Consider the following 25,093-nt stretch of genomic DNA (forward strand, 5'->3'; position numbering starts at 1 on the left):
ACAAGCAGTTAATACTAGCATTACAATGAAAAGCAATAAAAACTTACTCATTTTCTTCATAACACACCCCGAATACGCTTTTCCACAGTAATGTAACGTAAAATAGCATTTAGGCATTTGTAGATTTATACAACATATTGCGAAGCAGAATACAAATGAACCCTAATACTAATGCAAATATACCTACAAATAAAATATATTCCGTTCCAATTTGTGCAATAATTATGCCTGCGATCCCGGTACCAATTGTTGTCCCTAAATTACAAGAAGTTAAAAATAATCCATTAACAAAATCAGGTGAATTAGATGCTGAAGACATCATCCAATATTGGTTGACATTGCCCCCCATCCCGCCAAAAATACCCCAAATTACAATAAGAATTGCCGTTGGAATCACAAGGTCTGCTACAAAGAAAAAGACAATATATAATGCAATTAGAGCAATTGGATAAATGATTACCATACGGACAGGAGCTATTATCAGTAATCTCCCTGCAAGAATATTCCCGATAATATTCGCCAACCCATAAGCAAATAACATGATACTTATCATATATGGCGACATTCTTGTTACAACATCTAAATATTCAGCTAGATAACTATAAATTCCAAATACCGCTCCATTTAAAAATGTTACAGCAAGTATTGATAGCCATGCGATGCCCTTTGTTAAAATTTTGAGCTGCGAACCATAAGAAAGCTTTTCCTGAACAGGCATAGAGGGAATAAATAGTATCGTCATAATAAACGCAAAAATATTAACAAGTGCAAAAAGAGCTAACGATATTTCAAGTGTAAATACATTTGCTAAGAAGTTGACAATCGGTACACCTAAAACCATACCAGCTGAAACCCCAATAAACACTTTGGCAACTGCTTTTGGAGCTTCTTTGGTACTAACTGAAGTTGCTGCTACTGATAAAGCCATCGATACGTACACTGGATGGAAGAAAGCCGGAATTACCCGTGCAACTAAAGCAACTGTAAAATTCGTTGTAAAAATTGAAATAATGTTACCGATAATAAAGATTCCTAGTACTAATAACATAACCGTTTTTCGATTTACACCCGAAAAAACTAAAGGAAGCGTTGGAGCCGCAATGGCAATGGCGAGTGCAAACAGGCTAACCATTAAGCTTGCCTTCGAAACACTTACATCAAAATGATCTGATAATGCTGGAAGCAGGCCAATGTACCCCATTTCAGTATTAAGAATACCGAAAACCCCTACTGCTAATATAAAAATTAATACACTTTTTGAATTCTTCATAAAAAACACTTCAACTCCTCTTTCACTTCTCATCAATGATTTTGGTAATGTGATTATAAAATGGTATTATCAAGATAACAAATACCTATATTGAATACGTTCCTATAACAAATAAGCATACGAAGGAGAAGAGTTTTTTGGACATACGTGTATTACGCTACTTCATTGCGGTAGCAACGCAAGAAAATATATCTGCTGCTGCAAATTCATTGCATTTATCACAACCTACATTATCAAGACAATTAAACAACCTTGAAGAAGAGCTTGGAACTACTTTGTTTGTAAGAGGAAATCGAAAAATCACTTTAACAGACGAAGGTATGTTTTTATTGGAGCGAGCAAAAGAAATTGTGGATTTAGTAGAAAAAACAGAAGCTAATTTTAATCAGCAATCTGAAATTATTAGTGGAGAAATTCATATTGGAGCTGGAGAAACAGAGGCAATGCAGTTCATTGCACAAACTATAAAAAAAGTTGTTGCCCATCATCCCAGCATTAAATTTCATTTATATAGCGGCAATGCTGATGACATTACAACAAAATTAGATAGTGGTTTATTAGATTTTGGTATCGTTATTGAGCCAGCAAATAAACAAAAATATGATTACTTAAAGTTGCCAGCTACTGATGTATGGGGCGTACTTATGCGAAAAGACAGCCCCTTAGCTGAAAAAGCTTATATCCATCCAACAGACTTACTAAATAAACCTCTTATCATATCAAGACAAACCGCTGTAAGTAATGAATTATCAGGATGGCTTGGAGAGGAAATTGAAAACTTAAATGTTATAGGTACATATAATTTACTCTATAATGCATCCTTACTCGTAAAAGAAAATATAGGCTATGCATTGTGTATTGATAAGCTTATGAATACTTCTGAGGAAAGTACGCTTTGCTTCCGCCCCCTATCTCCTATGCTAGAGGCTGGATTAAATATTCTTTGGAAAAAACATCAAACATTTTCAAGTGCTGCAAAGATTTTTCTAACATATTTGCGGGAAGGTATGTAAATGTTTTTTTGCAAAAACTGCATGTTTGATAAGCGGTATAACCTTATTTTTAGGATACATCTATCTAGGAAAAAGAAAAATTTCAGTTGAATTAATTCTTATTTAAGCTTAGCTTGATAGCAATGTGGCGGTGCTATCCCCTTTATAAGCTGTTTGCGATACGAATACCGTTGATCAATATATTCAACTTAAAATACGGACTTCATACACAAAGTAAAATTTCATAAAGAAAAAGCCGATTTCCTTATCGTATAGGAAATCGACTTTTGACTTAATTATTGATTTAGTAATAAAAAAACCTTTTTAAGATAATTATATTTATACTATAGACGTTGATCTTTCTGGAAGTTTAGACGAAAATGATCCTCATCATTATATACCCCAAATTCATACCCTTGCTCTTTATAAAATTTAATAATTTCCGGAAGAGCTTGTAATGTTTGCGCCTTTTCATGCATTAAAACAACTTCTACTTCTTCTGTTGTCTGTTTCTTTACATTTTCGATAATCTGAGTTGGATTATCTTTTAATTTCCAATCATTTGAGTCTATTGTCCAATCCCAAACTTTTATTGCTGCTTCTACAATTTGATTACGAATTTCCTCGCCCTTTAATCCTGGTGCAGATCCATATGGTGGACGGACTAGTTTAGGAGTTGTACCCGTAATATTATGGATAAGATCTAACGTTTCTTTCATCTCTGGTACAAATTGTCCCTTTTTGTATAGCTTATCACTATTATGTGTCATACTATGTGCACCAATATAATGTCCTTCTTTTACTGCTCGTTTTACGTTTTCCTGAAAACCTGTATTTTGTAAATTACTACCTTGCATAAAAAATGTCGAAGCAACATTTTGCTCTTTTAGTACATCTAAAAATTTCCCAGTCAATTCGCTAGGACCGTCATCAAATGTTAAATAGACAACTTTTCCTACCGGTTTTCCATCAGGTCTTTTTTGTTTTACTGGTGATGTTTCCTTTTTCTTTTCTTGTTGTTGCGTATTAACTTGTTTACTACTTTCATTAGCTACTCCTTTCGCTGGGATAGAGTTCCATTCCCCTATTAAAAAGAATGTGAAAAAGGTCGTTGCTAAAACAACTCCTAGAGATATTATTACCTTAGTTAATCGACTTGTTTTTTTCTTACTTTGTGATTCTTTCATTATTTTTCGATCCTTTCCCTATTAATTTTCATATTCATTATTTATAAGGCTGAGCCTTTACTCGACTGAATCATTAGTTTCAACCGTATCTACAATAAATAGATTAATAGAGACGGATAAAGATAAGATGCAGATAATGTCGAAATCAGTTAAAGAATAGCCTATTGCATCCAATCTTTAGAAGAATATTTGTTTCTAATTTGAAAACTGGATATACACCCAAAATAAAAAATACTACTCTTCCTAATTAAGATTTAGAAAGAATAGTATTTTTCTATTTGCCTATTTTATTACATAATAAAATAATTAATAATGCCATCCACAATACCTTTTTGCGATTTTGTTTGGAATTCTTCTGAATTCATTCTTTTTTCATCATTCGCATTAGATGTAAACCCTAACTCAATTAGGATAGCCGGAGAAGGATTTTCTCGTAAGACAAGAAAATCACTGCCATGAACACCTCGATCTCGGCTGTCTATATTTTGATCAAAAATAGCTTCTTGTACGGTCTTAGCTAACTTTTTATCTTTCCTTTTATTAGCTCCATAATGAGTTGTTATTCCCTTTACATTTATATCCTCAAAAGCATCATGATGAATGCTAATATAAAGATCCGCTGAATGGTCTTTAGCTACTTTGACACGTGCTTGTAATTCTTCTTTTTGCTTTGTTTCTGGAAGTAAGCTAGTATCTTTTTCACGTGTCAATATAACTTTTGCATCCGTTCTTTCTTCTAATTCTTTCTTTATATTTTGTGCTACTTTTAAATTAAGATCTTTTTCAATCGTTCCAAATTTCTTTCCTTTCGTCCCTTTATCTCCTCCACCATGCCCCGGATCAATTACAATTGTTTTTCCTCTTAATCGTAAATCCTCTTGTGATATATTTTTATGCCCCTTAGCATGTATAAAACTAACTCCTGTGCCTATTATTAATATAATAAATAAAAGCAATGTCACTCTTTTTTTCATTTTAACAATCTCCTTATCAGCTTTTCATTCAGTTTCTAATGAAAATAGTAATGAATGCTGATAAAGATAAAATGCAGATAATGTCGATTTTGTTTAAAAATGATAAAAACGTGTAGAACGACAATTCTACACGTTTTTATTTAAATAGAAGAAAAATAACACTCCATCTTCTGTATTCGAAACACCATATTCCGCGCCATGCAGCTCTAATATATTTTTTGAAATAGCAAGGCCCAATCCTGTTCCGCCTTTTGAACGTTGACGAGACGTATCTCCTCGATAGAAACGATCCCATATTTTCTCTACATGTTCTGGCGCGATATGAACCCCTTTATTTTCTACACATACCTTTACACGTTCATTTTCTTCTATTGTAGAAATAATAATATTCTCATGTTCTGGTGTGTAACGAATCGCATTCGTAATAAAGTTAGTAACCACCTGTTCTATTCGATGTGGATTTGCAACTACCTCAATTTTAGAAAGTTGTTTATGGACATGTAATTGCTTAGCTGTTATATCCGAGGTTAACTGCTCACATATATAATCAATCATCTCATCAATATGGAAAACATCCATTTCCATATTATACGTACCAGACTCGAATTTTGCTAACTCCAGCATATCAATAATGAGCATATCCATTTTATCTACTTCTTTTGACATTGCTTTAAAGTAATACTCCTTCTTATTACTAGCAACACCATCCTCCAAAATTGAAATACAGCTCTTCATAATACTTAAAGGCGTTTTTAACTCATGTGAAACACCCGCAATAAATTCTTTACGTGTATTTTCTAATTGCTTTTCTTTTTCTATATCTTGCTGCAATTGATTAATATACGAATGCAAAGCTTTAGAAAGTGTATTAATATTTTTTGATAAATCGCCTATTTCATCCTTTGTAGTAATAGGTATCGTCTCTGAGAAATCTAAACCAGCGATTTTTTTTGTAGTATCATTTATTTGTAATAGTGGTTTGGCGATTTTATTTGAATAATAGAACGATATCAAAACGATTAAAATCAATACAAATAGAATTAAATATACATAATAATCCTTTATCATTTGCACAGCTTCATCAACTGGCTGTAATGATGTCATAGCAAATATGTAATTTACCTTACCATCTGCATCTATTGTTGGTTTGATTAATAGTTTATATTTAATATCATTTTCTTCATAGTCCACTATTTCTGTAGAAGTAATATTATTTGGTTTTTGATTTAATATTAAATCAACCTGAAATTGTTTTATTCTATCTATTAACACACGATTTCCATAAATAGAATTAGTTCCTACAGTCCCCTCCGGTAATTGCACGTTCTTAATGCTTCCTGCTAAATATAATTGCGAACTTTCTTTTGAAGATGCGTTTTTTTGTCCATATAACATTTCTGATAGTTGCTTGTTCTCTAGCCCAACATTCTTCTCTTTTATTGTTAACATCGCAGGAACCACTATATCCCCCTTCTGTACTCCATCAATAATAATATGATTCCCCTGTTCTAAACTATATTTTATCCTTTGTATATCTTCTAAATTGATAAAACTATACAACGGTATCTGAATTGAACGTTCAGAAAAGGTGTTATTTCCGTTAGGATCTAACTGAATTTCTAAAGAAAAATCATTTGCATATTTTATATTCCCTACACTATCTAACGTTGTAATCCATGTCGCATTATCTTGGTAGAAATTTTGTTCCAACTCTTGAATCCTTTTCACGTCATCTCCAGCTTTTATATATGCCTTTTCAAAGGATTGAATATTCGTTTTAATATCATTAACTTTTCGATTCGAATAATATTGCTTAAAAAATATGGTTTGTCCAATAAAAATAGTCACTAAAATAAGTGTGCATAATGCCGTTGTTAATATAAATAGTTTTAATACAATTCCCTTTTTCATACCTGTCCCTCAAATTTATAACCAGTTCGCACAACGGTTACAATACAAGTCGCTTTTTGCCCTAATTTATGACGCAAATTACGGATATGACTATTAACAGTACGATCATCCCCAGCGAATTCATAACCCCAAATTTTAGTGATTAGTTGTTCTCTCGAAATTACAATCCCTTGATTTTGCATGAAATACGTTAATATTTCAAATTCTGTATGTGTCATACTTATGTCTTCCCCATCTACAGTGACTGTACGAGAAGGGAAATGTACATGGATACCACTACTAGTTAATGTGTCTGTAGTAGATACATTAACAGTGGAAGAATATCGGCTTTCAATTAATCGTTTTGCCCTTGCCAATAAAATAGGAGGACTATATGGTTTTGTAACATAATCATCTGCTCCCAGTTCAAATCCGAGTAAGGTATCATCTTCATCCACCCGAGCCGTTAGCATAATAATAGGTACATTAGATTTCTTCCGAATTCGCCGGCAAACCGACCAACCATCTAATTCCGGTAACATAATGTCTAGAATAATTAAATGTACCTCATGTTCTTCAAATATAGATAACGCTTCTTTCCCATCAATCGCCTCTAAGACGTTATACCCTTCGTTTAGTAGGTAATCCTTCATAATTTCACGTAAAATATCTTCATCTTCTACAATTAAAATTGTTCTTTGCATATTTCATCTTCCCCACGATTAATTTTATTTTTATGAAGAAATAGTTCATTATATATTTTAACCAATTAGAAATCTTTCACTATTTCTGTCACTACTAAATGCAACATAGTTATATCAAGATAATAGCATGCTGATATAAAGATAAAATGCAGAGATAGCTGTAATTCTCCAGCGAATAATGAAACCCATCTTGAATCAAAAGATCCATACAAAAACGCCATCCTTGCTGTATATTTCTACAAACAGGATAGCGCTTTTTCATATTAAAGGTAGAATTATAAGGTAATATCAATTATACGTAATACTTGATATTTAATTGATATTAGAACTTATTACTTTATATTTATCTTCTTTTGCAACATCTATAATTGCATCAATTTTTTGTTGTTCATTATTCAGCTCATGCCCTTCGATCCAAACTTTATATCCTATTTCTCCCACTACTCCAACTTTAGTTATAACAACATCTAACTGTTTTTCTTTTTGGAAATATTCAATAGCAGTTGCCTTTGCTTTTTCTTGAGTTTTTGGAAATTCTTTGTCACTTAATGGATCTTTCGTTGTTAATGTAATGTAAGAGACAAAACCAATAATAATTAAAGTTATGGTAGAAAGTCCAACTAAAAATATTTTTTTCATTCTTCTTCATCCTTGTCTATCTTTTTTTAAAGATTAACATAACATTTATCGTTTTTCAATAAATAAATATCGCATTTTACTATTTTTTTATTGAATCACTCTACAACTTAGACAAATATTAAAATCATTCCTCTAATCATCCTGATCTTTATCTCAACTAATCTATTACATAATGTAGATTTATAAAAGGTTTTGATCATTATTAAAGAAATAAAGAAATAAAAACCCCAATCTCTCTATATTAAAATTGAGAAACTGGGGTTTTTATTTAAAACAGATAACTAATTAATAATCCTGCTGATAATAAGAAGCCAAAAATCGTATTTGTCATCGCTGTTGATTTCATTGCGATGCGCATATACCCGGGATCCTTTGCTCCTTTTTGGAAACTTTGAATTGCAGAGATTGGCTTTCTCAAACCTAGGAACATAACTAATGCCCAAGGGCTTATATAACCCATCAATACAATTACGGCAATCCATAAATAAGCAATGAAAAAGGCTACAGCTAGTGTTACCACTGCTTTTTCTCTCCCAAGGAGGATTACCAACGTCTTTCTTCCACCTTTAATATCTTCTTCGATATCTCGGATGTTATTCGACATGTTAATTGCACCTACTAAAATTCCAATTGGAATGGAAATCAATACACTTTCAATCGTTATCGTATTCGTTTGAATAAAGAAAGCAATAAGTACAAAACATGTCCCCATTAACAGTCCAGAAACTAATTCTCCAAATGGAGTGTACGCAATTGGTAATGGACCACCTGTATATAAGTAGCCAACCGCCATCCCAATTAAACCAATGACGACTAACCACCAGCTGCTATTCATACAAATATAAATTCCAATAAATGCTGCTACCACATACAATAAAAGCGCAACTGTTAATACATTTTTTGGCTTCAATCCATGACGGACAATTCCACCACCAATTCCAACAGAATCAGCGGTATCTAATCCACGTTTGAAATCATAGTACTCATTAAATAAGTTCGTTGCTATTTGCAATGCTAAACATGCAACCATCATCGCAATAAATAAAAGCCAATGAATGTCTGTAACATACAGTGATGCCACTGTTCCTAAAATTACAGGAGAAAACGTCGCCGTTAACGTATGCGGGCGCGTCATCTTCCATATTAATTTAGCGGAACTAATTTCTTTTTCTGTCCCCATAACTCTGTTCAATCTCCGATACGATAAACTTAACTAAATCTATACAATTCAATCAAATTTATCTCGTTCAACTAAGGGCGCAATTCCTTAGCCAGTTCTCTTATGAACTTCTCATATTTTCACATGAGCGCAGACTATATGTTTATCTCTTTAGAGATAGAGGATTTTTCCACCACCATAGGCTTGTGATGTACTCTCGTCAGTTATACGAGATAGTCGTTGAACGTTCATCTTATCCATTTTGACTTAGATGATTCGAGGCGGAAGACCCATTGTTCTAGTGTTTAGGATTTAACCTTACACCATCTGATTGATTTTTTCTGCTTTCGCAACATTCACGCTCGCTATTTCTAGCCACGTTGTAGTTCAATCAGCTTTAGGGATTGCCCGCAGTTAACCCTCACTACTAGCCAATCACTGGACTAGCAGGGCTTACTGATATATTTAATTAACTTTCGTTATAATTGGTTAAATAAATCGTAACAGTTAGTTACCCTACATTTAAGTATAAATTACTAGCAGTATCTTTCTATCTATTTCCTGCTTCACATCTATTATATCAAAAAAAGAATTGGCGATAGAACTTTCATGCTCTTGCTTACACCATAACTTTGCATCAAAATATCGTTTTTTCTAATATGTGGTACAGCCGCATGTCCGTCAACTTAAGAAATTGGTAGTTCCCCAAAACGAAGAAAATTTTCGTTTTGAGGACACTTCAAAATATTAGCTTGAGGGCATGGGACTGAACCCCTAATGCTTTATTTTAATAATAATTCTTTTCATAAAATAAAACCCAGTTATCAGTCTAAACCATTTTTTAGATCTAACAATAACAAGTGTACATTTTTACCTTTCAGATGGTCTCTTTTATTCTAATTTCTTCATTTCTTTCAGCCGTTCTATATCCTTTTCTGAAGCCTTTTCTATTTTATACAATTCATAGCTACCCTTTGTCTCATTTATTACTACAAATTCAATTTCATTCCGAATATAGCTTTTAGTTTTTCCTTTTTTATAACCAATAACATTATCTAATATAGTTTCTCCACTATCTTTTTTATATAAATTATAGCTAACAGGTGGACGACCAATTACATACTTATTATCAGAAAATCCGACTATATCATCTCTCCCTAATCCTGTCGAAACACTCCAGACAAAAATAATCTGAAATATAGAAAAAACAACAATACCACATAAGAAAACAAATAGGATTGATTTAAAAAATAACTTTAAAAATATCCTGCTCAAAAACATTCCCTCCCATTTCACCTCGGGATAGCAAGAACAAAACGTGAATTTTGTACGCTAAGAAACCAAATTTTTATATTGTTGAACTCAATCCCCGTCAGTGCCATAAGAAAAAGGGTTACCGCAGTAACCCTTTTTCTTATAATACACGTCATTTAGGTAAGCTATGGATGAATAAAGTCAATCTATGAAATTTCCCACAATCTTTTAACTTCCACCAATTCCTGCCCATTGAATTCCATTCTATATATATCTGGTTTTGATGTCTGTAGTAAAAAATTCAAATCATACTTACTGTCATAATATCCCATCATCAAAGTCATTACAGCTCCATGAGTGCCTAATACTACTTTCTGTCCTCGATAGGTGTTTAATAATTCTTTTAAAACTTTTATAGCACGTTTCTGACAGTCTACATTAGACTCTCCTCCCATTAAAGCAAAGTCGGGGTCTAAGAATGACTTTTCTATCAAAGGGAATAATTCTTTATCCGACATTCGTTCCTCTTCAGCAATAAAAATTCTCTCTTTTAAGTCCTCAAATACTATAACTTCTTGTCCTATTTGCTTCGCTAACTGCTGAACAGTTAGAATTGAGCGATTGTATGGACTTGAGATAACAACGTCGATTCCCTCACCTTGTAATGCATCTGTTATTCGTTGAACATCTAATTTTCCTTTTTCAGTTAATCCTCTTGTCTCTTCTTTTCCAAATTTCGGTGAATCCCCGTGTCTCACCATATATATGAAAGTTTTCATAATTACCTCCATTTTTCCAGTTCCCTTTACAATTCCTCCCTGATGTTAGCATATATATCCAAGTTTGTCTCCTTTAATTAACAGAAAACTGTGCGAATTTAAAATGAATTCACGATATTTGTAAGAAAGACGCGAAGTTTTCACTATCCTCAGGTATAAAAAAACGTTATTCTTTCTAAACAAGCTTGATTATTAGAAAGGATGAGATTTTTATGAATCTTTCGATTCGAAGCGAGCTACAATTATTTGCTGAAGAATTACATCAACATCTTACCCCATCATTTTTAGAAAAACTCGCTAGAGAACTAGCTTTTGTACAACGAAAGCGTAAATTTTCAGGACGTGATTTAGCTATTATTTGTGTATGGATTAGTCAACGTGTAGCGAGTGATTCCTTAGTTCGACTGTGTAGTCAACTTCATGCTGTTACAGGAACTCTTATGAGTCCAGAAGGACTAAATAAACGCTTCAATAAGAAGGCTGCTTGCTTTTTAAAACATATCTTCTCTATATTATTAAAAAATAAAATTTGTAAAACATCAGTGATTCCAAGCTCTTCAATTACCTATTTTCAACAGATTCGTATTTTAGATGCGACGATTTTTCAAGTGCCAAAACATTTAGCTAGTGTGTATCCTGGATCGGGTGGTTGTGCACAAACAGCAGGTATAAAGATTCAATTAGAATATGATTTACATAGTGGACAGGTTTTAAATTTTCAAGTTGAACCGGGTAAGAACACTGATAAGACCTTTGGAACAGAATGTTTAGCAACATTACGACCTGGCGATTTATGTATTCGGGATTTAGGCTGTTATTCACTGGACGATTTAGATCAAATGGACCAACGAGGCGTGTATTATATATCGCGACTTAAACTAAATAATTTTGTACAATTACATCCGATTTACATTGGGTATATCCTAATTATTAAACATAGAAAATTAAAACATAATACATAAACGAAAGGGCCAACTCCTAGGAGTTGGCCTTTTTTCTCTTATTTTAAAAATCTTCAATAGTTACGCTACCTTGATAAACAGATAGGTTTTACTTTTGTAACCCATTAATAATTGTATCTATATTCCATTTCATCATTTTCAAATACGTATCTCCATCCTCATCCGTTTTACCTAGTGAGTCTGTAAAAATTGTCCCTGCAATCGGCACGTTTGTTTCTTTTGAAACAGTTTCCATGCTACGTCGATCTACACTTGTTTCTACAAATAAAGCTGGAACTTTGTTTGTTTGAATTACACTTACAACATCTCTAATTTGATCTGGCGTACCTTGGTTCTCTGAGTTAATTTCCCAAATGTATCCCGTCTTAATGTCATATGCTTTTCCAAAAAAGTATTTAAAAGCACCTTCACTAGAGATTAAGAAACGTTTTCCCTCAGGAATTTGATGAATTCTATTCACTGTCTCATCGTGTAACTTTTGAAGTTCTGCTACATACTTTTCGGCATTTTTAGTATAGAACTCTTTATTTTTAGGGTCTTCTTTAATTAATGCCTTTTTCACATTTTCAGCATATAAAATACCATTTTTAATATTCATCCATGCATGTGATCTGGTTCTTTTTCTAATCCCTTAGTTTCTAAATAAATAGCCTCTACACCTTCACTTACTTTATAAACCGGTGCATCTTTTTCTGATTTGTTTGCAGTTTTCAATAGTTTTTTAAACCATGCTCCGCCCTCTTCTAGGTTTAATCCATTGTAAAACACCATATCTGCATCTGTCATTTTCATAACATCTTTTGGTAATGGATCATATTCATGCGGGTTAGCTCCAATCGGAACAAGACTATGAATCTCAACTTTATCTCCACCAATTTGCTTCACCATATCATATATAATGGAGTATGTAGTTACAATTTTTAATTTTCCATTGCCCTCTTCTTTTCCATTGGTGTTACTCGAACACGCTGTTAATGCAAATACGAAAATACAAAGTATCGATAATAAAACATTTTTGAATTTCATCTTTATCCTCCAATCAATTATGACAACTCTGCTCTATTTTTTCTAATTTTGATAGCTCTCCAAAACAAACCTTGTGACGGTGAAAAAAAGAATGCCAATGCGAACAAGAATGTTGCGACAAGAACAATTGTTGCACCTGAAGCAAGATTATAAGAGAAACTAAAATATAGCCCTACTACAGATGAAAGTGCACCAATACCTGCAGCTAAATAAATCATGACCCATAAACGATTTGTTAATAAATACGCTGTAGCCGCTGGTGTAATAAGCATAGCGACAACTAAAATAATTCCTACAGTTTGAAGTGATGCTACTGTAACCATTGTAAGTAGAATCATTAAGCCATAATGAATCCATTTGTTTGGTAATCCGTAACTTTGCGCCATCGTTGGATCAAAAGTGGATACGAGTAATTCTTTGTAAAACAACATCACAAGCCCGATAATAACCACTCCGATAATAAGTGTCATCCACATATCAGAAGAACGAACTGATAGGACATTTCCGAATAAAATATGATACAAATCAGAACTACTCTTCATAAAGGTAATTAAAATAATCCCTACGGCAAAAACAGATGTGAACATAATCCCTATCGCCATATCATGTTTAATTCTACTATTTTGACTTACAAATCCAATTCCAACTGCAGTAATAACACCAGTTAAAACCGCCCCTATGAAATAGTTCATACCGATCATATAAGAAAGTGCTACTCCAGGAAGAACGGCATGTGAGATCGCATCACTCATTAATGCCATACCTCGTAAAATAATAAAACATCCTATTACCCCACAAATCACTCCTACCATAACGGAAGTTAAAAGCGCCTTCTGCAGAAAACTGTACTGCGTTAATGCATCTATAAATTCTACAATCTTCATGATGAATGTACCTCCGCTGCATTATTAAACAATATTCCTTGATTCACATATGCTTTTGACATAACAGTTGGCTCTAATACTTGTCGTACTTCCCCGTAATGAATTAAGCTTTTATTCAGTAATAGTAATTTATCAAAATAGGACTCTGCTTTACTTAAATCGTGATGTACAACAACAATCGTTTTCCCTTCTATACGTAGCTCTCTAAGAATTTTGATAATTGTCTCTTCACTTGTTACATCAATTCCAACAAACGGTTCATCTAAGAAGAAGATTTCCGCCTTTTGCGCTAACGCTCTCGCTAAAAAGACACGTTGTTGTTGTCCACCTGAAAGCTCACCAATTTGACGATTTTTAAACTCTTCCATTCCGACCTTTTTTAAACATTCAAACGCCCAATCCCGATGCTCTTTCTTCGGCCTTTTCATCATCCCTAAAGATGGATACGTTCCAATTAGTACGACATCTATTACTGTGATCGGGAAATCCCAATCTATATCACTTCTTTGCGGTACATATGCAACATGTTTTCTAGCGCTTCGAATATCCTCTCCAAGAATCCGAACATATCCCTTATCACTTGGGATTAAATCTAAAACAGCTTTCATTAAAGTAGATTTCCCCGCACCGTTTGGACCGATAATTCCAACGAGTTTTCCTTTTTCAATTTCAAAAGAAACGTTTTGAACTACTTGATTCCCTTGATAGGATACAAACAAATCTTTGACGATTATAGCCTCACTCATTTTTTGTGTATTCCCCCTTCTTTTTTTCGTTAATGTAATTATTTTGCACAAAGGCAACTTCCGGACAAAAAAATATAATATGAATTTACATTCATACCTAAGTTTCCCTGGGGAAACTTTTTTATATGAGTCAAATTATATAAGCCTAATACAAATTTGTAAACTACTTTTTACTAATTTATGAATATATAATAAAAATCATTATCACTGTGAAACAAAATATATGATCCATTCTATGCTCTTTTGGAAAGGATATTACTGTGAAAAATTAGCACTATAGTATATAAACGAAAGAGCCTACTCGTATGAGTTGGCTCTTTCTCTTTGAGAATATCCAATACGCTTTACAGCAAAAAACTATGATTAAGGTCAAATCACTTCCAAACAACACCTCGCCGCTCGTATTCCATTCTATATTCAACAGCAGCTGCAATTTTGGGACTTGCGAACCTTTCCGTAATCCAGAGACCTAAGTCAACTCCTGAAGTAACTCCTCTTGCGGTAATAACATTCCCTTGATCCACAATTCTGTAAGGAAGAAGTTCTGCTCCATATTCACTAATTTCACTCTGCGCCAAATGATGCATTGTGGCCTTTTTACCATTCAATATACCGGATGCAGCTAGTAACATACCTCCAGTACAAACTCCCGCAACAATCGTTCCTTCATTGTGCATCTCTCTAATCATTTTAGTCAAAGTACCACGCTCTGCTTGCTTTCTTGCCCCATGTTCTGCTTTATGATTCCAGCCACCACCAGGTACAATTAACAAATCTGGACGATTATCCATTCGTAAAAAATCATGTAGTTTAACCGTAACTCCAAACGAAGTAGTAACCTCTTGCTTTGGTTCACTAGAAACTAATTCAACCGTAAACGGAGCCCCTTCTTCTATCGCTCTTTTCAATACCTCAAAAGGTGCAAAGGAGACAAGCTCTCCGAATCCGTCAAACAATACAATTTGTATTTTCATTTTTAGAACACCTCATATGCTTTGTTTTATAAATCCCAAAAGAGAAGAAATGTTATCTACAAATTAAAACAATGAAGACAACCTTTCTCCCCTTACTCTATAAACTTTCAAATGTTCCTCTAATTCTCTCCCGTCACCAAATAGACTCATCGTCTTTTTAACGAAGTTCCAATTTAAACTACCGGATAACCATAGCAACGAAGAAAGTCTTTTATAATCATTTGAAGTTAAAATGTTATTAGCTTTATACCCTTCTAAAAATGCTCTAGCAACTTCCGGACATACTTTATGCGACTGTATTCCTTTCGTTCGAGAGTACCATTTTATTAAAAAGGCTAACCCTTCAATACGGTCAACATAACTAATAGATTCAAAATCTACAATTCCTTTTACCTGTTGACTTGAGCCCCATAAAACATTCAAAGGATTTAAGTCTGTTTGTACAATAAACTCTAATTCACTCGTATATGCGCAGTCTATATGATATTTAGCAAGATCTATATACTCCCGCAATTCCTTACATGCGCTTGTCTTGCTTTCTAGCATATTAATAAACTCAACATACCCATCCAAATGAGATTTCTTCTGAAAAATCGCGCTTTGAAATGCACTAGAAATATCATGAACCTTTCTTGCTTCCTTTCCAAATGCTTCTGCGATAGCTTCCGTACAGAGTGTAATATGTTCTCCTTCAATCCAATTAGACAATATAAATCGGTATTGTTCATCATTCCAAGCGACTAATGTAAATGACTCCCCTGACCTATTTTTATTAATTTGCATAAAAAGGACTCCATGCTCGCGTAAATAATACGTAAAACGTACTTGCTCTATCAGTTGTTCGTTTGATAACGCCCCAAAAGCTGGATTGATTGTTCGCTTGCTATTGATAAACCGTGCGGAATATCGCTTTCCATTCACCATAATTTTATAGTGTAAATCTGTATTCCAGCTATTTTTATGTAGCTCTTCTTCCACTGCTAGTGAATGAATTTCTTTAAAATAATTTATTAATACGTCTTTTATTATGTGTTTCACCCTTTTTTCCTTTCATGTGAAAAAATTTTTATTACACGCTATTTTTTATGATTACTATCTCGATTACTCTAAAAACCAAAATTTTATTCATTGTTAATTACCAATAGTGTTTTTTTCTATATATAAATTTAATAGAGACAGACTACCATTCTAACTATATCATTCTTACATAATATTCTGCATTCGTTGAGATAGTTGTTGTAAACCAATGCAGTAGTGACTATGTATAGAAAAAGAGCCAATCCCCTATACAATAGAAAATTGGCTCTTTCCTTTATTTACTCCCCTGTTTCAGAAAATCGTTTTATACGTTCCCCAATTTCATCGCGAACACGTTGAAATTCAGACCATTCTTTTCCTGCTGGATCATCAAATCCCCAGTGAACACGATTCACATGCGGAGGTGTCGAAGGACAAACAGAATCCGCATGACTACAAAGGGTAACAACTAAATCAGCACTATTTAAAATGTTTGCATCAATCATATCTGATGTTTGATTCGTTATGTCGATATTTACTTCTTTCATCGCTTTAATAGCATTTGGATTTACTCCGTGTGCTTCGATTCCTGCAGAATATACATTCCACTTATCTCCTAAATATTGTTTGCCCCATGCTTCTGCCATTTGGCTTCGGCATGAATTTCCTGTGCATAAGAAATAGATTGTCTTTTTGTTTTCCATGTTGTTTTCCGCCTTTGTTTTAAATTATACTGGTTGATCATTAAAATATTTACGCTTAAACCAAAAAGCGACGTTTACAAGTGCAATCATTACAGGTACTTCAACTAACGGTCCGATAACAGCTGCAAATGCTGCGCCTGAATGAATACCAAACACACCGACAGCCACAGCAATCGCTAACTCAAAGTTATTACTACCTGCTGTAAATGCTAACGTTGTAGTCACCGGGTAGTTTGCACCAATTTTTCTTCCCATAAAGAAAGAAACAAAAAACATCACAATAAAATAAATCAATAAAGGTATCGCTATGCGTACTACATCTAATGGTACGCTAACAATCATTTCCCCTTTTAAAGAGAACATAACGATGATTGTAAATAGTAATGCAAGTAATGTAAGTGGACTAATCTTAGGTATAAACACCTTTTCATACCACTGTCTTCCTTTTAACTTAACGAGTACAAAACGTGTCAACATACCTGCTATAAAAGGAATTCCCAAATAGATAAATACTGATTTCGCTACTTCTACCATTGTAATATCGACAGTAGCCCCTTCAATTCCTAACCATCCTGGAATTACTGTTACAAACACGTATGCATAAACGGAGAAGAATAACATCTGGAATACCGAGTTAAAAGCTACTAAACCTGCCGCATACTCTTTATCCCCATCAGCAAGGTCGTTCCAAACAATTACCATTGCAATACAACGTGCTAAACCGATCATAATGAGCCCGACCATGTATTCTGGCTTATCTGGAAGAAAAATAATTGCTAAAACAAACATAAGTACAGGTCCAATAATCCAGTTTTGTACTAAAGATAAAACCAATACTTTTACATCTTTAAATACTCGGCCCATTTCCTCGTAGCGAACTTTCGCCAACGGTGGATACATCATGACAATTAAACCAACAGCGAGCGGGATGGACGTCGTTCCAACTTGTAATGTATTCAGGCCGTCTACTACACTAGGAAACACAAACCCTAAACCAATCCCAACAGCCATAGCTAGAAAAATCCATAGTGTTAAATATCGATCTAGAAAAGATAAACGTTTCATTTTAGTTTCCATCTCCTATTAACAACAAGAATTTTTTTCTACTACGTTAGAAGTCGTGCAACAAGATGGATCTTCAACTTTATGAACATCGCTATGTGCTTTTGTATAAAAGAATTCCCACTCGTTTCCATCAGGATCCGTTACCCAAAACTTATCTTGAACCGCATAGCAACAAGTCGTATCCATCTCATCACGTGCAAAGAACCCTTCTTTTTCTAATCTTTCTTTATGAAATGTAATTTCTTCAGCTGTATCCACTTGGAAACCAAAATGATTCACCTGATTTCCCTTCACTTCATCTCGTACGTTTAGCGTAAAATTAAGCCCTGGATTCTCTAATAAAAATTTTGCATAATCCATTTTCACCTTAACTGGTGACACACCAAATACCTTTTCGTAAAATTCAATAGACTTCTCTAAATTCGTAACATTTATACCAACGTGAACATATCTCATAGCTTATTCCTCCTCTTTACATGTTATTAATCAATTTTTTTTGATTAATAGTACAAAATTTTAACAGCAGCTACCTTTGCCTGTTTTTCTAAAGATACAACATAATTCTTCTGATAATAAATTATTTACTTCCGCATCATTTAAATCATAATAACTCCACGTACCCTTTGTTTCTTTTACAATTAAACCTGCATCTAATAAGATTTTTAAATGATACGACAACTTAGATTGCGTCATTTCAAAAATCTCTGTTAAATCACATACACAAGTCTGGCCGCGCTGACAAAGTTCATACATAATCTCTAAACGTTTCTGATCAGCCAACGCTTTAAATTTCTTCTCATAGAGCTGAAAATCCTGTGCCACTGTAGTTCACTCTCCCTTCATCAACTTTTTTTGATGTTTATAGTATATACGCTGTTTAGTTCTTTATGCAACTAATTAATCGATTTTTTTTGATTAATATAACCTTCTTTTCTTTCCCATAATTGTACAAGTCCATAACAATTCACTTCGATAATGAAAGAAGAAAAATGAACCTAACACCGGTCCAGATACAGCACCGATATTATTCGCTGTAACAAAAGTGGCAAAGACGACCCTTCTATCCTTTTCTGGTACTATATCAGCTATCATTGCAGAACTTGCTGGACTGTATATTGCTCCACTAATTCCAATACCGATATAGGCTAAATAGTTAATCCAATGCGAATAAGATAAGGAAAAAACTGCAAACATTGCTACTTGTATGATTGTGCCTAATAGCATGACAGGGCGGCGTCCTAATCGATCAGCTAAATATCCACCTAACAAATTACCGATTATGCCTACAAGAGGTATAATTGCCATTAAAATTCCGCCAATAGTTTTGCCAAAAGCATCGCTATAGTATATGGCCATAAACGGAAAATACATCCAAAACAATGTATTGAACATTGTCTCGCCAATCAATCTAGTTTTTAAATTCCGGTCCCATGATAACCATTTCAACGTGATACATCCCCTATTTTAACTTGTCAAATATTCACTATACATTCTATAAACTTTCAGTCCAAGGAAAATATAATAACATAAAGTGAATTTATTTTACAAATTAATATAGGAATCTAAACTTCGCGTGCGAGAAATATTACTTACATAAATACGATACGTTTGAGGAAATAAATCAAGCGATATACGAGTACATTCAGTTTTATTATTATGACATTCCAAAAACGACTAAACGGCCTCATCCCCATGGAATATAGAACTAAAGCCGCTTAGGGTATTTTATTAATTCCCCTGTCTACTTGACAGGGGGGCTGTTCAGAATTGACTCTTCCTCTACTTACTAATACAGATAGATTTTCTCCTCTTATTTTATAAACTCTCAAATGTTCTACTAATTCTCTCTCGTCACCTAATAGACGCATCGTCTTTTTAACAAAATTCCAATTTAAACTGCCGGATAACCATAGTAACGAAGAAAGTCTTTTATAATTATTTGAAGTTAAAATGTTACTAGCTTTATACCCTTCTAAAAATGCTCTAGCAACTTCCGAACATACTACATGTGACTCTATTCCTTCCGTTCGAGAATACCACTTTATTAAAAAGGCTAGTCCTTCAATTCGATCTACATATCCAATCGATTCAAAATCTATAATTCCTTCTACACATTGATTTGAGTTCCATATGACATTTAAAGGATTTAAATCTGTTTGCACAATAAACTCCAAACCATTCGTATGTGCGCATTCTAAATGATACTTAGCTAGATCCATATACCTCTGCAATTCCTTACATGTACCACCCTTATTTTCTAACAACTTTATAAACTCACCATATCCATCTAAATGAGATTTCTTTTGAAAAATCGAGCTTTGAAATGTACTAGAAATATCATGTATCTTTCTTGCTTCCTTTCCAAAGGCTTCTGCGATAGTTTCTGTACAATGAGTAATATGTTCCCCTTCAATCCAAGTAGACAATACAAACCGGTACTGTTCCTCATTCCAAGTGACTAATGTAAATGAATCTCCCGCCCTATTCTCCTTAATCTGCATAAATGGTATTCCATGCTCTCGTAAATAATACGTAAACCGTACTTGCTCTTTCAATTGTTCATTTGATAACGTCCCAAAGGCCGGATTGATTGTTCGATTGCTATTCATAAACCGTGCAGAATACCGATTTCCATTCACCATGATTTTATAGTGTAGATCTGTATGCCAACTGTCCTTATGTAATTCTTCTTCCAGTACTAATGAATGAATTTCTTTAAAATAATTCATTAATACATCTTTTATTATGTGTTTCACACTATTTTCCTTCCATGTAAAAATCTTTGGTGAGAGGTTTGTAAAGTACATCTAATTTACTCAAATGGATGCCATTTACTTAAATGTACTATACCATTCTCCTCTTTTTTCTCCCTCAATCTAACGAAATCTATTATTTTTTAATTCTACACCAAGACCTTCAACTCTTCCTCATATTCTGTAAGTGCCTCATCTAAAATTGCTAATCCATCATCAATCTGATCTTTGTTTATAGAAAGCGGTGGAATCATTCGAATTACTTCACTTGAATTTCCACAGAAGTAAAATAGTACACCTTTTTTTAATGCGATGTCTAATATTTTAAATAATCCCTCACCATTAGGTGTACCTGTTTCAGGGCTAATAATTTCAATTCCAATCATTAACCCAACAGCTCGTATACTTCCAATAACAGAATGTTTTTGTTTTAAGTTATACAATTTCCGAACTGCGTAAGCACCCATTTCTTTCGCATTTTCAACCAACCGTTCTTCTTTCATTACCTCAAGAGTTGCCAGTGCCGCTGCACATGCAATTGGATTCCCTCCGAAAGTTGTACCATGTGTTCCTAATGGCCACTGCTGCATCAACTCTTTTGACGCAACCGTTGCACTAAGAGGTAATCCTGATGCAATTCCTTTTGCGATTGCCATAATATCTGGTGTTACTCCAAATGTTTGTGCTGCAAACCATTCACCTGTACGACCAAATCCTGTTTGTACTTCATCAAAGATTAATAGAATTCCATGCTGATTACAAATTTCACGAACTTTCTTTAGCCATCCAGCTGGTGGAACAATATATCCCCCTTCCCCTAGCACAGGCTCTACAATTACACATGCAACCTCTTCTGGTGTAACTTGATGATTAAACAGAGTTTCAAAATCTCTTTCTAGTTTTTCAACACAGTGTTCCTCAGGATCAATCCCTTCCGGACAACCTTTAATATTTGCATATGGAATTTGATACGTTAGCCCATTAGGTTGCAAAAACTTACGATATTTACTTTTGGAAGTTGTTACACTTAATGCCCCCATTGATCGCCCATGGAAACACCCTAAAAAAGAAATAACATATGGTCTTTTCGTCACATATTTTGCTAACTTAATCGCCCCTTCAATCGCTTCTGTGCCACTATTTGCAAAAAAGAAACAATCTAATTTAGGAGGCAATACCTTCCCAAGTTCTTCCGCAAGACATAAAATTGACTCATACATGATAACTCCAGATGGGCCGTGAGTCAGACACTCTGCACTATCCTTAATTGCTTGTACGACCTTTGGGTGACGATGTCCAACATTGGTCGTTGCAATACCTGATGTAAAATCAAGGTATTTCCTCCCATCTAGCCCAAAATAGTAACATCCTTCTTCTTTCACGACCGGTAAATTCGGATGGTCTTTTGCCATACTTGGTGCTAGTAATTGTGGCATTCTTTCAATTAAATGATTCCAATTTGTAGTCATTTGAACTCCTCCTTATCATTGTGCATCAGTTTCCCATTGCATATAAAAATCATTGATTCATCTGTTTATGCATCTACATCTACATCTGCATTTGTATGCTGTTCTTTCCACTCTTCATACTTTTCAAATTCTGGTGACGTTAAATACGAAATGATGAAAATTGATAAAACACTACATGCCATCCCATATAAGATTGGATCTGTAGCCGAAAGACCTTGTACAATTAAACCAACTATCGTGACAATTGCACTTAAAATAATAGAGTAAAATGCCGCTTTGTCTGTTACGCGTTTCCAAAACAGCCCTAAAATTATCGGAAAGAATACCGATCCAGATAATATTGCATAGGCAACATCTAACGCTACAATAACATCCTGAATCCAGACAGCACTAACCATTACGAATATTCCGATAATTAACGTTAAAATTCTTGAAGTTCTAATTACATCCTTTTCACTCATATTCTTAGATGTAGTACTTTTTATTATGTCGTTTACAATTAATGTTGAAGACGCTAATAGTGTTGCAGATGCAGTTGACATAAGAGCTGAAACAACACTTGCAATGACAATCCCTAATAAGCCTGCTGGTAAAATTGTAATGGCCATTGTTATAAACGCACTTTGTGGATCACTTAAATTTGGAAAAACTACAGCAGCGCACATGCCAATTATACTGATTGCAACAGCATATAAAAGACAGTATACCCCTGCGCCAATTGTACCTTTTTTCGCAATCCCTGCAGTCTTGGCAGTAAAAATCCGCTGCCATATATCTTGGCCGATTAGTACCCCTAAACAATATAAGAGAAAGTACGAGAAAATTTTATCTCCACCAATGTTGGCTATTTCAAAATAACTATGTGGTAATTTTTCTTGAAGAGCAGACCAACCTCCAGCCTTATCTAAACTAAGAGGTAACATAATTGCAAATACTCCAATTGTCATTACAATAAACTGAAATATATCGGTCATCGTTACAGACCACATGCCCCCCAGTAATGTATACATAACAACTACACTACCGCCTAATAACATACAAAGTTTAATATCCCATCCTAGTAGTACATTTAATATAGTCCCCATTCCAATTACTTGCGTTACAGTAATCATCGTTACATATATAAATGTAATCAATGAAGTAATCACTCTTGTTTGTGAATTAAAACGTAATCCTAACAGTTCACTGATTGTAATTATTTTAAATCTTGATACTTTTTTCACTAAAAATATTCCTAATAGAATAATTCCGATTCCAATCATAACAACGAGCCATATCCCTGAAATACCAAATTCATATCCTAATCTTGCAGTTCCAATTGTAGATGCCCCACCAAGAATTACTGCGGCTAAACAGGCTAGATACATCACTAAACCTAAACTACGACCAGCAACCATAAAATCTTCAGATGTTTTTGCTTTCCTTGCCCCTATAAAACCAATACCAATAATAATTATAAAATAACCAGCCATTAGTAATATATCTACTGTATTCATAACATCCTCCTTTTCAATACATACTATTTTAGCCTTACTAAATTACGTCTTTTTTGCATCGCTACAAGAGTAATCATTTCATATGCAATACTTGATGCTGCAATTGCTGTAATTTCTCCACTATCATACGCAGGTAACACTTCGACTAAGTCAAATCCAGCAATATGTAATCCATCTAATCCTTGCATAAGTTCCACTGCTTCAATCGTTGTAGGTCCACCAATTTCAGGCGTTCCCGTTCCGGGTGCGTATGCAGGATCTATAAAATCAATATCAAATGAAACGAAAGTTACTGCATCCTTTACTCGTTCATGAATTCTCCGTAACACTTCTGTATATCCAATTTTCCGCACTTCTCTCATTGGAATAACTTCAAAACCTAACTCTCTTGCATCCTCTATATCATTTGGTCCATACAAAGGACCACGCATTCCTACTTGAATAGAATGATCGACATTAATAAGCCCTTCTTCAACCGCCCGTCGAAATGGAGTTCCATGCATATATTTTTCTCCATAGTAATGATCCCATGTATCACTATGCGAATCAAAATGAACAAGAGCTATAGGGCCAAATTGCTTTGCGAATGCTCTTAAATTTCCTAATGAAATAGAATGATCCCCGCCTAATATAATAGGTACAATCCTTTTTTCTAATAAAGGTGTTAAACCTTCTACGATGTTGTCATATGTACGATGAATATTACCAGGTACAATATCTAAATCTCCATAGTCTACCCCTGAACAATAATCAAAAATATCAATTGCTTGATCTGGATTATATGGACGTAATAAACTTGAAAAATTCCGAATATGATTCGGTCCTAAACGCGCTCCCACACGATACGACTGTGCAGTATCAAAAGGAATCCCTAGCACTGCAAAATCTACATTTTCAGTAGTATTTTTTTGTTCTAGTCTCATAAACGTTTTCACTCCACAAAAACGAGGTGACATAGCAGAATCCTTAGGTTTATACATCTTCTCACTCCTACCATTTATTTTTCTACAACTTTAAATAAAATAAATCTTACATTAGAGTATTCTTTGCCTCATACTCACTCATAAAGGTTGACTTATCAATTTATCCCCTACTTATTTTTCTTGTGCTAAATCTTAAAGTATTGAAAATAAGTATTTATATATAAGG

22 protein-coding genes and 3 pseudogenes are annotated in these 25,093 nt (G+C 34.0%); 2 read left to right on the top strand and 23 right to left on the bottom strand.

Annotated elements, in window-relative coordinates; translation table 11 throughout:
• Window positions 1–109: 109 nt before the first annotated feature.
• Window positions 110–1,303 (bottom strand): MFS transporter, encoded by a 1,194-nt coding sequence (locus I6L50_RS21625; protein ID WP_219303011.1) that lies wholly within the window; start codon window positions 1,301–1,303, stop codon window positions 110–112.
• A gap of 104 nt (window positions 1,304–1,407) precedes the next feature.
• Here I6L50_RS21625 and I6L50_RS21630 point away from each other — a divergent pair, with 104 nt between their 5' ends.
• A complete protein-coding gene (locus I6L50_RS21630; RefSeq protein ID WP_219303013.1) occupies window positions 1,408–2,283 on the top strand; it encodes a LysR family transcriptional regulator in 876 nt (291 codons plus the stop codon).
• Between the two features lie 323 nt (window positions 2,284–2,606).
• On the opposite strand, the gene I6L50_RS21635 is transcribed toward I6L50_RS21630, so the two are convergent.
• The 8 genes from I6L50_RS21635 to I6L50_RS21670 all read right to left on the bottom strand — a co-directional run bounded on the left by I6L50_RS21635 (window position 2,607) and on the right by I6L50_RS21670 (window position 10,848).
• Window positions 2,607–3,449 (bottom strand): polysaccharide deacetylase family protein, encoded by an 843-nt coding sequence (locus tag I6L50_RS21635; protein WP_219303015.1) that lies wholly within the window; start codon window positions 3,447–3,449, stop codon window positions 2,607–2,609.
• 290 nt (window positions 3,450–3,739) lie between these two features.
• On the bottom strand, window positions 3,740–4,423 hold the full coding sequence (locus tag I6L50_RS21640; RefSeq protein ID WP_219303017.1) for an N-acetylmuramoyl-L-alanine amidase family protein: 684 nt from the start codon (window positions 4,421–4,423) through the stop codon (window positions 3,740–3,742).
• Window positions 4,424–4,549: 126 nt separating this feature from the next.
• The gene (locus I6L50_RS21645; RefSeq protein WP_219303019.1) at window positions 4,550–6,334 is read right to left on the bottom strand and encodes a sensor histidine kinase; all 1,785 of its coding nucleotides are present in this window, start codon (window positions 6,332–6,334) and stop codon (window positions 4,550–4,552) included.
• Window positions 6,331–7,017, bottom strand: coding sequence for a response regulator transcription factor (locus I6L50_RS21650; protein ID WP_219303021.1), 687 nt, complete (start codon window positions 7,015–7,017; stop codon window positions 6,331–6,333). Before I6L50_RS21650 ends, I6L50_RS21645 begins: the two co-directional genes overlap by 4 nt.
• A 312-nt stretch (window positions 7,018–7,329) precedes the next feature.
• A complete protein-coding gene (locus tag I6L50_RS21655) occupies window positions 7,330–7,656 on the bottom strand; it encodes a hypothetical protein (protein ID WP_002013624.1) in 327 nt (108 codons plus the stop codon).
• Between the two features lie 268 nt (window positions 7,657–7,924).
• Window positions 7,925–8,836 (bottom strand): 1,4-dihydroxy-2-naphthoate polyprenyltransferase, encoded by a 912-nt coding sequence (menA, locus tag I6L50_RS21660; protein WP_219303023.1) that lies wholly within the window; start codon window positions 8,834–8,836, stop codon window positions 7,925–7,927.
• An 870-nt stretch (window positions 8,837–9,706) separates the two neighbouring features.
• Window positions 9,707–10,090, bottom strand: a complete 384-nt coding sequence (locus I6L50_RS21665) for a hypothetical protein (RefSeq protein WP_219303025.1) — start codon at window positions 10,088–10,090, stop codon at window positions 9,707–9,709.
• A 185-nt stretch (window positions 10,091–10,275) separates the two neighbouring features.
• The gene (locus I6L50_RS21670; protein WP_016101094.1) at window positions 10,276–10,848 is read right to left on the bottom strand and encodes a histidine phosphatase family protein; all 573 of its coding nucleotides are present in this window, start codon (window positions 10,846–10,848) and stop codon (window positions 10,276–10,278) included.
• 212 nt (window positions 10,849–11,060) lie between these two features.
• Here I6L50_RS21670 and I6L50_RS21675 point away from each other — a divergent pair.
• Window positions 11,061–11,747: pseudogene (locus I6L50_RS21675) on the top strand (IS4 family transposase); the annotation flags it as partial.
• 151 nt (window positions 11,748–11,898) lie between these two features.
• Here I6L50_RS21675 and mntA read toward each other — a convergent pair.
• The 14 genes and pseudogenes from mntA to speB all read right to left on the bottom strand — a co-directional run bounded on the left by mntA (window position 11,899) and on the right by speB (window position 24,924).
• Window positions 11,899–12,836: pseudogene (mntA, locus tag I6L50_RS21680) on the bottom strand (manganese ABC transporter substrate-binding protein/adhesin MntA).
• A gap of 17 nt (window positions 12,837–12,853) precedes the next feature.
• Complete coding sequence (locus I6L50_RS21685; protein WP_219303027.1) at window positions 12,854–13,720, bottom strand: metal ABC transporter permease; 867 nt, start codon at window positions 13,718–13,720, stop codon at window positions 12,854–12,856.
• Window positions 13,717–14,466, bottom strand: coding sequence for a metal ABC transporter ATP-binding protein (locus I6L50_RS21690; protein WP_002084653.1), 750 nt, complete (start codon window positions 14,464–14,466; stop codon window positions 13,717–13,719). The genes I6L50_RS21685 and I6L50_RS21690 overlap by 4 nt, the downstream gene beginning before the upstream one ends.
• 374 nt (window positions 14,467–14,840) lie before the next feature.
• Window positions 14,841–15,440, bottom strand: a complete 600-nt coding sequence (locus I6L50_RS21695) for a DJ-1/PfpI family protein (RefSeq protein WP_219303029.1) — start codon at window positions 15,438–15,440, stop codon at window positions 14,841–14,843.
• Window positions 15,441–15,503: 63 nt separating this feature from the next.
• Window positions 15,504–16,478, bottom strand: a complete 975-nt coding sequence (locus I6L50_RS21700) for a phosphotransferase enzyme family protein (RefSeq protein WP_219303031.1) — start codon at window positions 16,476–16,478, stop codon at window positions 15,504–15,506.
• 278 nt (window positions 16,479–16,756) lie between these two features.
• Window positions 16,757–17,161, bottom strand: coding sequence for an arsenate reductase (thioredoxin) (arsC, locus tag I6L50_RS21705; protein WP_088265418.1), 405 nt, complete (start codon window positions 17,159–17,161; stop codon window positions 16,757–16,759).
• Window positions 17,162–17,185: 24 nt separating this feature from the next.
• A complete protein-coding gene (arsB, locus tag I6L50_RS21710) occupies window positions 17,186–18,226 on the bottom strand; it encodes an ACR3 family arsenite efflux transporter (RefSeq protein ID WP_002084645.1) in 1,041 nt (346 codons plus the stop codon).
• Between the two features lie 18 nt (window positions 18,227–18,244).
• On the bottom strand, window positions 18,245–18,682 hold the full coding sequence (locus I6L50_RS21715) for an ArsI/CadI family heavy metal resistance metalloenzyme (protein ID WP_219303033.1): 438 nt from the start codon (window positions 18,680–18,682) through the stop codon (window positions 18,245–18,247).
• Between the two features lie 60 nt (window positions 18,683–18,742).
• A complete protein-coding gene (gene arsR / locus I6L50_RS21720) occupies window positions 18,743–19,048 on the bottom strand; it encodes an arsenical resistance operon transcriptional regulator ArsR (protein WP_000046014.1) in 306 nt (101 codons plus the stop codon).
• 117 nt (window positions 19,049–19,165) lie between these two features.
• Window positions 19,166–19,672, bottom strand: a pseudogene (locus I6L50_RS21725) (MFS transporter); the annotation flags it as partial.
• A gap of 269 nt (window positions 19,673–19,941) precedes the next feature.
• Window positions 19,942–20,982 carry a phosphotransferase enzyme family protein gene (locus I6L50_RS21730; RefSeq protein ID WP_219303035.1) on the bottom strand — a complete coding sequence of 347 codons (1,041 nt, stop codon included), beginning with the start codon at window positions 20,980–20,982 and terminating at the stop codon, window positions 19,942–19,944.
• Between the two features lie 146 nt (window positions 20,983–21,128).
• Entirely contained in the window at window positions 21,129–22,448 is a 1,320-nt protein-coding gene (locus I6L50_RS21735; protein WP_219303037.1) for an aspartate aminotransferase family protein, read from the bottom strand.
• Window positions 22,449–22,513: 65 nt separating this feature from the next.
• Window positions 22,514–23,944 carry a sodium:solute symporter family protein gene (locus tag I6L50_RS21740; RefSeq protein WP_219303039.1) on the bottom strand — a complete coding sequence of 477 codons (1,431 nt, stop codon included), beginning with the start codon at window positions 23,942–23,944 and terminating at the stop codon, window positions 22,514–22,516.
• Between the two features lie 23 nt (window positions 23,945–23,967).
• Window positions 23,968–24,924 carry an agmatinase gene (gene speB / locus I6L50_RS21745; RefSeq protein WP_113935854.1) on the bottom strand — a complete coding sequence of 319 codons (957 nt, stop codon included), beginning with the start codon at window positions 24,922–24,924 and terminating at the stop codon, window positions 23,968–23,970.
• Between the last annotated feature and the right edge of the window lie 169 nt (window positions 24,925–25,093).

Origin of the sequence: Bacillus sp. FDAARGOS_1420 (assembly GCF_019344915.1) — a bacterium.
Classification (GTDB): Bacteria; Bacillota; Bacilli; order Bacillales; family Bacillaceae_G; genus Bacillus_A; species Bacillus_A mycoides.

Coding starts and splice junctions, on each gene's coding strand:
- I6L50_RS21650 (WP_219303021.1), bottom strand. CDS start 7,017: ATGCAAAGAACAATTTTAATTGTAGAAGATGAAGATATTTTACGTGAA.
- I6L50_RS21740 (WP_219303039.1), bottom strand. CDS start 23,944: ATGAATACAGTAGATATATTACTAATGGCTGGTTATTTTATAATTATT.
- I6L50_RS21655 (WP_002013624.1), bottom strand. CDS start 7,656: ATGAAAAAAATATTTTTAGTTGGACTTTCTACCATAACTTTAATTATT.
- I6L50_RS21640 (WP_219303017.1), bottom strand. CDS start 4,423: ATGAAAAAAAGAGTGACATTGCTTTTATTTATTATATTAATAATAGGC.
- menA (WP_219303023.1), bottom strand. CDS start 8,836: ATGGGGACAGAAAAAGAAATTAGTTCCGCTAAATTAATATGGAAGATG.
- I6L50_RS21625 (WP_219303011.1), bottom strand. CDS start 1,303: ATGAGAAGTGAAAGAGGAGTTGAAGTGTTTTTTATGAAGAATTCAAAA.
- I6L50_RS21635 (WP_219303015.1), bottom strand. CDS start 3,449: ATGAAAGAATCACAAAGTAAGAAAAAAACAAGTCGATTAACTAAGGTA.
- arsC (WP_088265418.1), bottom strand. CDS start 17,161: ATGGAAAACAAAAAGACAATCTATTTCTTATGCACAGGAAATTCATGC.
- I6L50_RS21735 (WP_219303037.1), bottom strand. CDS start 22,448: ATGACTACAAATTGGAATCATTTAATTGAAAGAATGCCACAATTACTA.
- I6L50_RS21670 (WP_016101094.1), bottom strand. CDS start 10,848: ATGAAAACTTTCATATATATGGTGAGACACGGGGATTCACCGAAATTT.
- I6L50_RS21685 (WP_219303027.1), bottom strand. CDS start 13,720: ATGAAGATTGTAGAATTTATAGATGCATTAACGCAGTACAGTTTTCTG.
- I6L50_RS21695 (WP_219303029.1), bottom strand. CDS start 15,440: ATGAAAATACAAATTGTATTGTTTGACGGATTCGGAGAGCTTGTCTCC.
- I6L50_RS21715 (WP_219303033.1), bottom strand. CDS start 18,682: ATGAGATATGTTCACGTTGGTATAAATGTTACGAATTTAGAGAAGTCT.
- I6L50_RS21690 (WP_002084653.1), bottom strand. CDS start 14,466: ATGAGTGAGGCTATAATCGTCAAAGATTTGTTTGTATCCTATCAAGGG.
- arsB (WP_002084645.1), bottom strand. CDS start 18,226: ATGAAACGTTTATCTTTTCTAGATCGATATTTAACACTATGGATTTTT.
- I6L50_RS21645 (WP_219303019.1), bottom strand. CDS start 6,334: ATGAAAAAGGGAATTGTATTAAAACTATTTATATTAACAACGGCATTA.
- speB (WP_113935854.1), bottom strand. CDS start 24,924: ATGTATAAACCTAAGGATTCTGCTATGTCACCTCGTTTTTGTGGAGTG.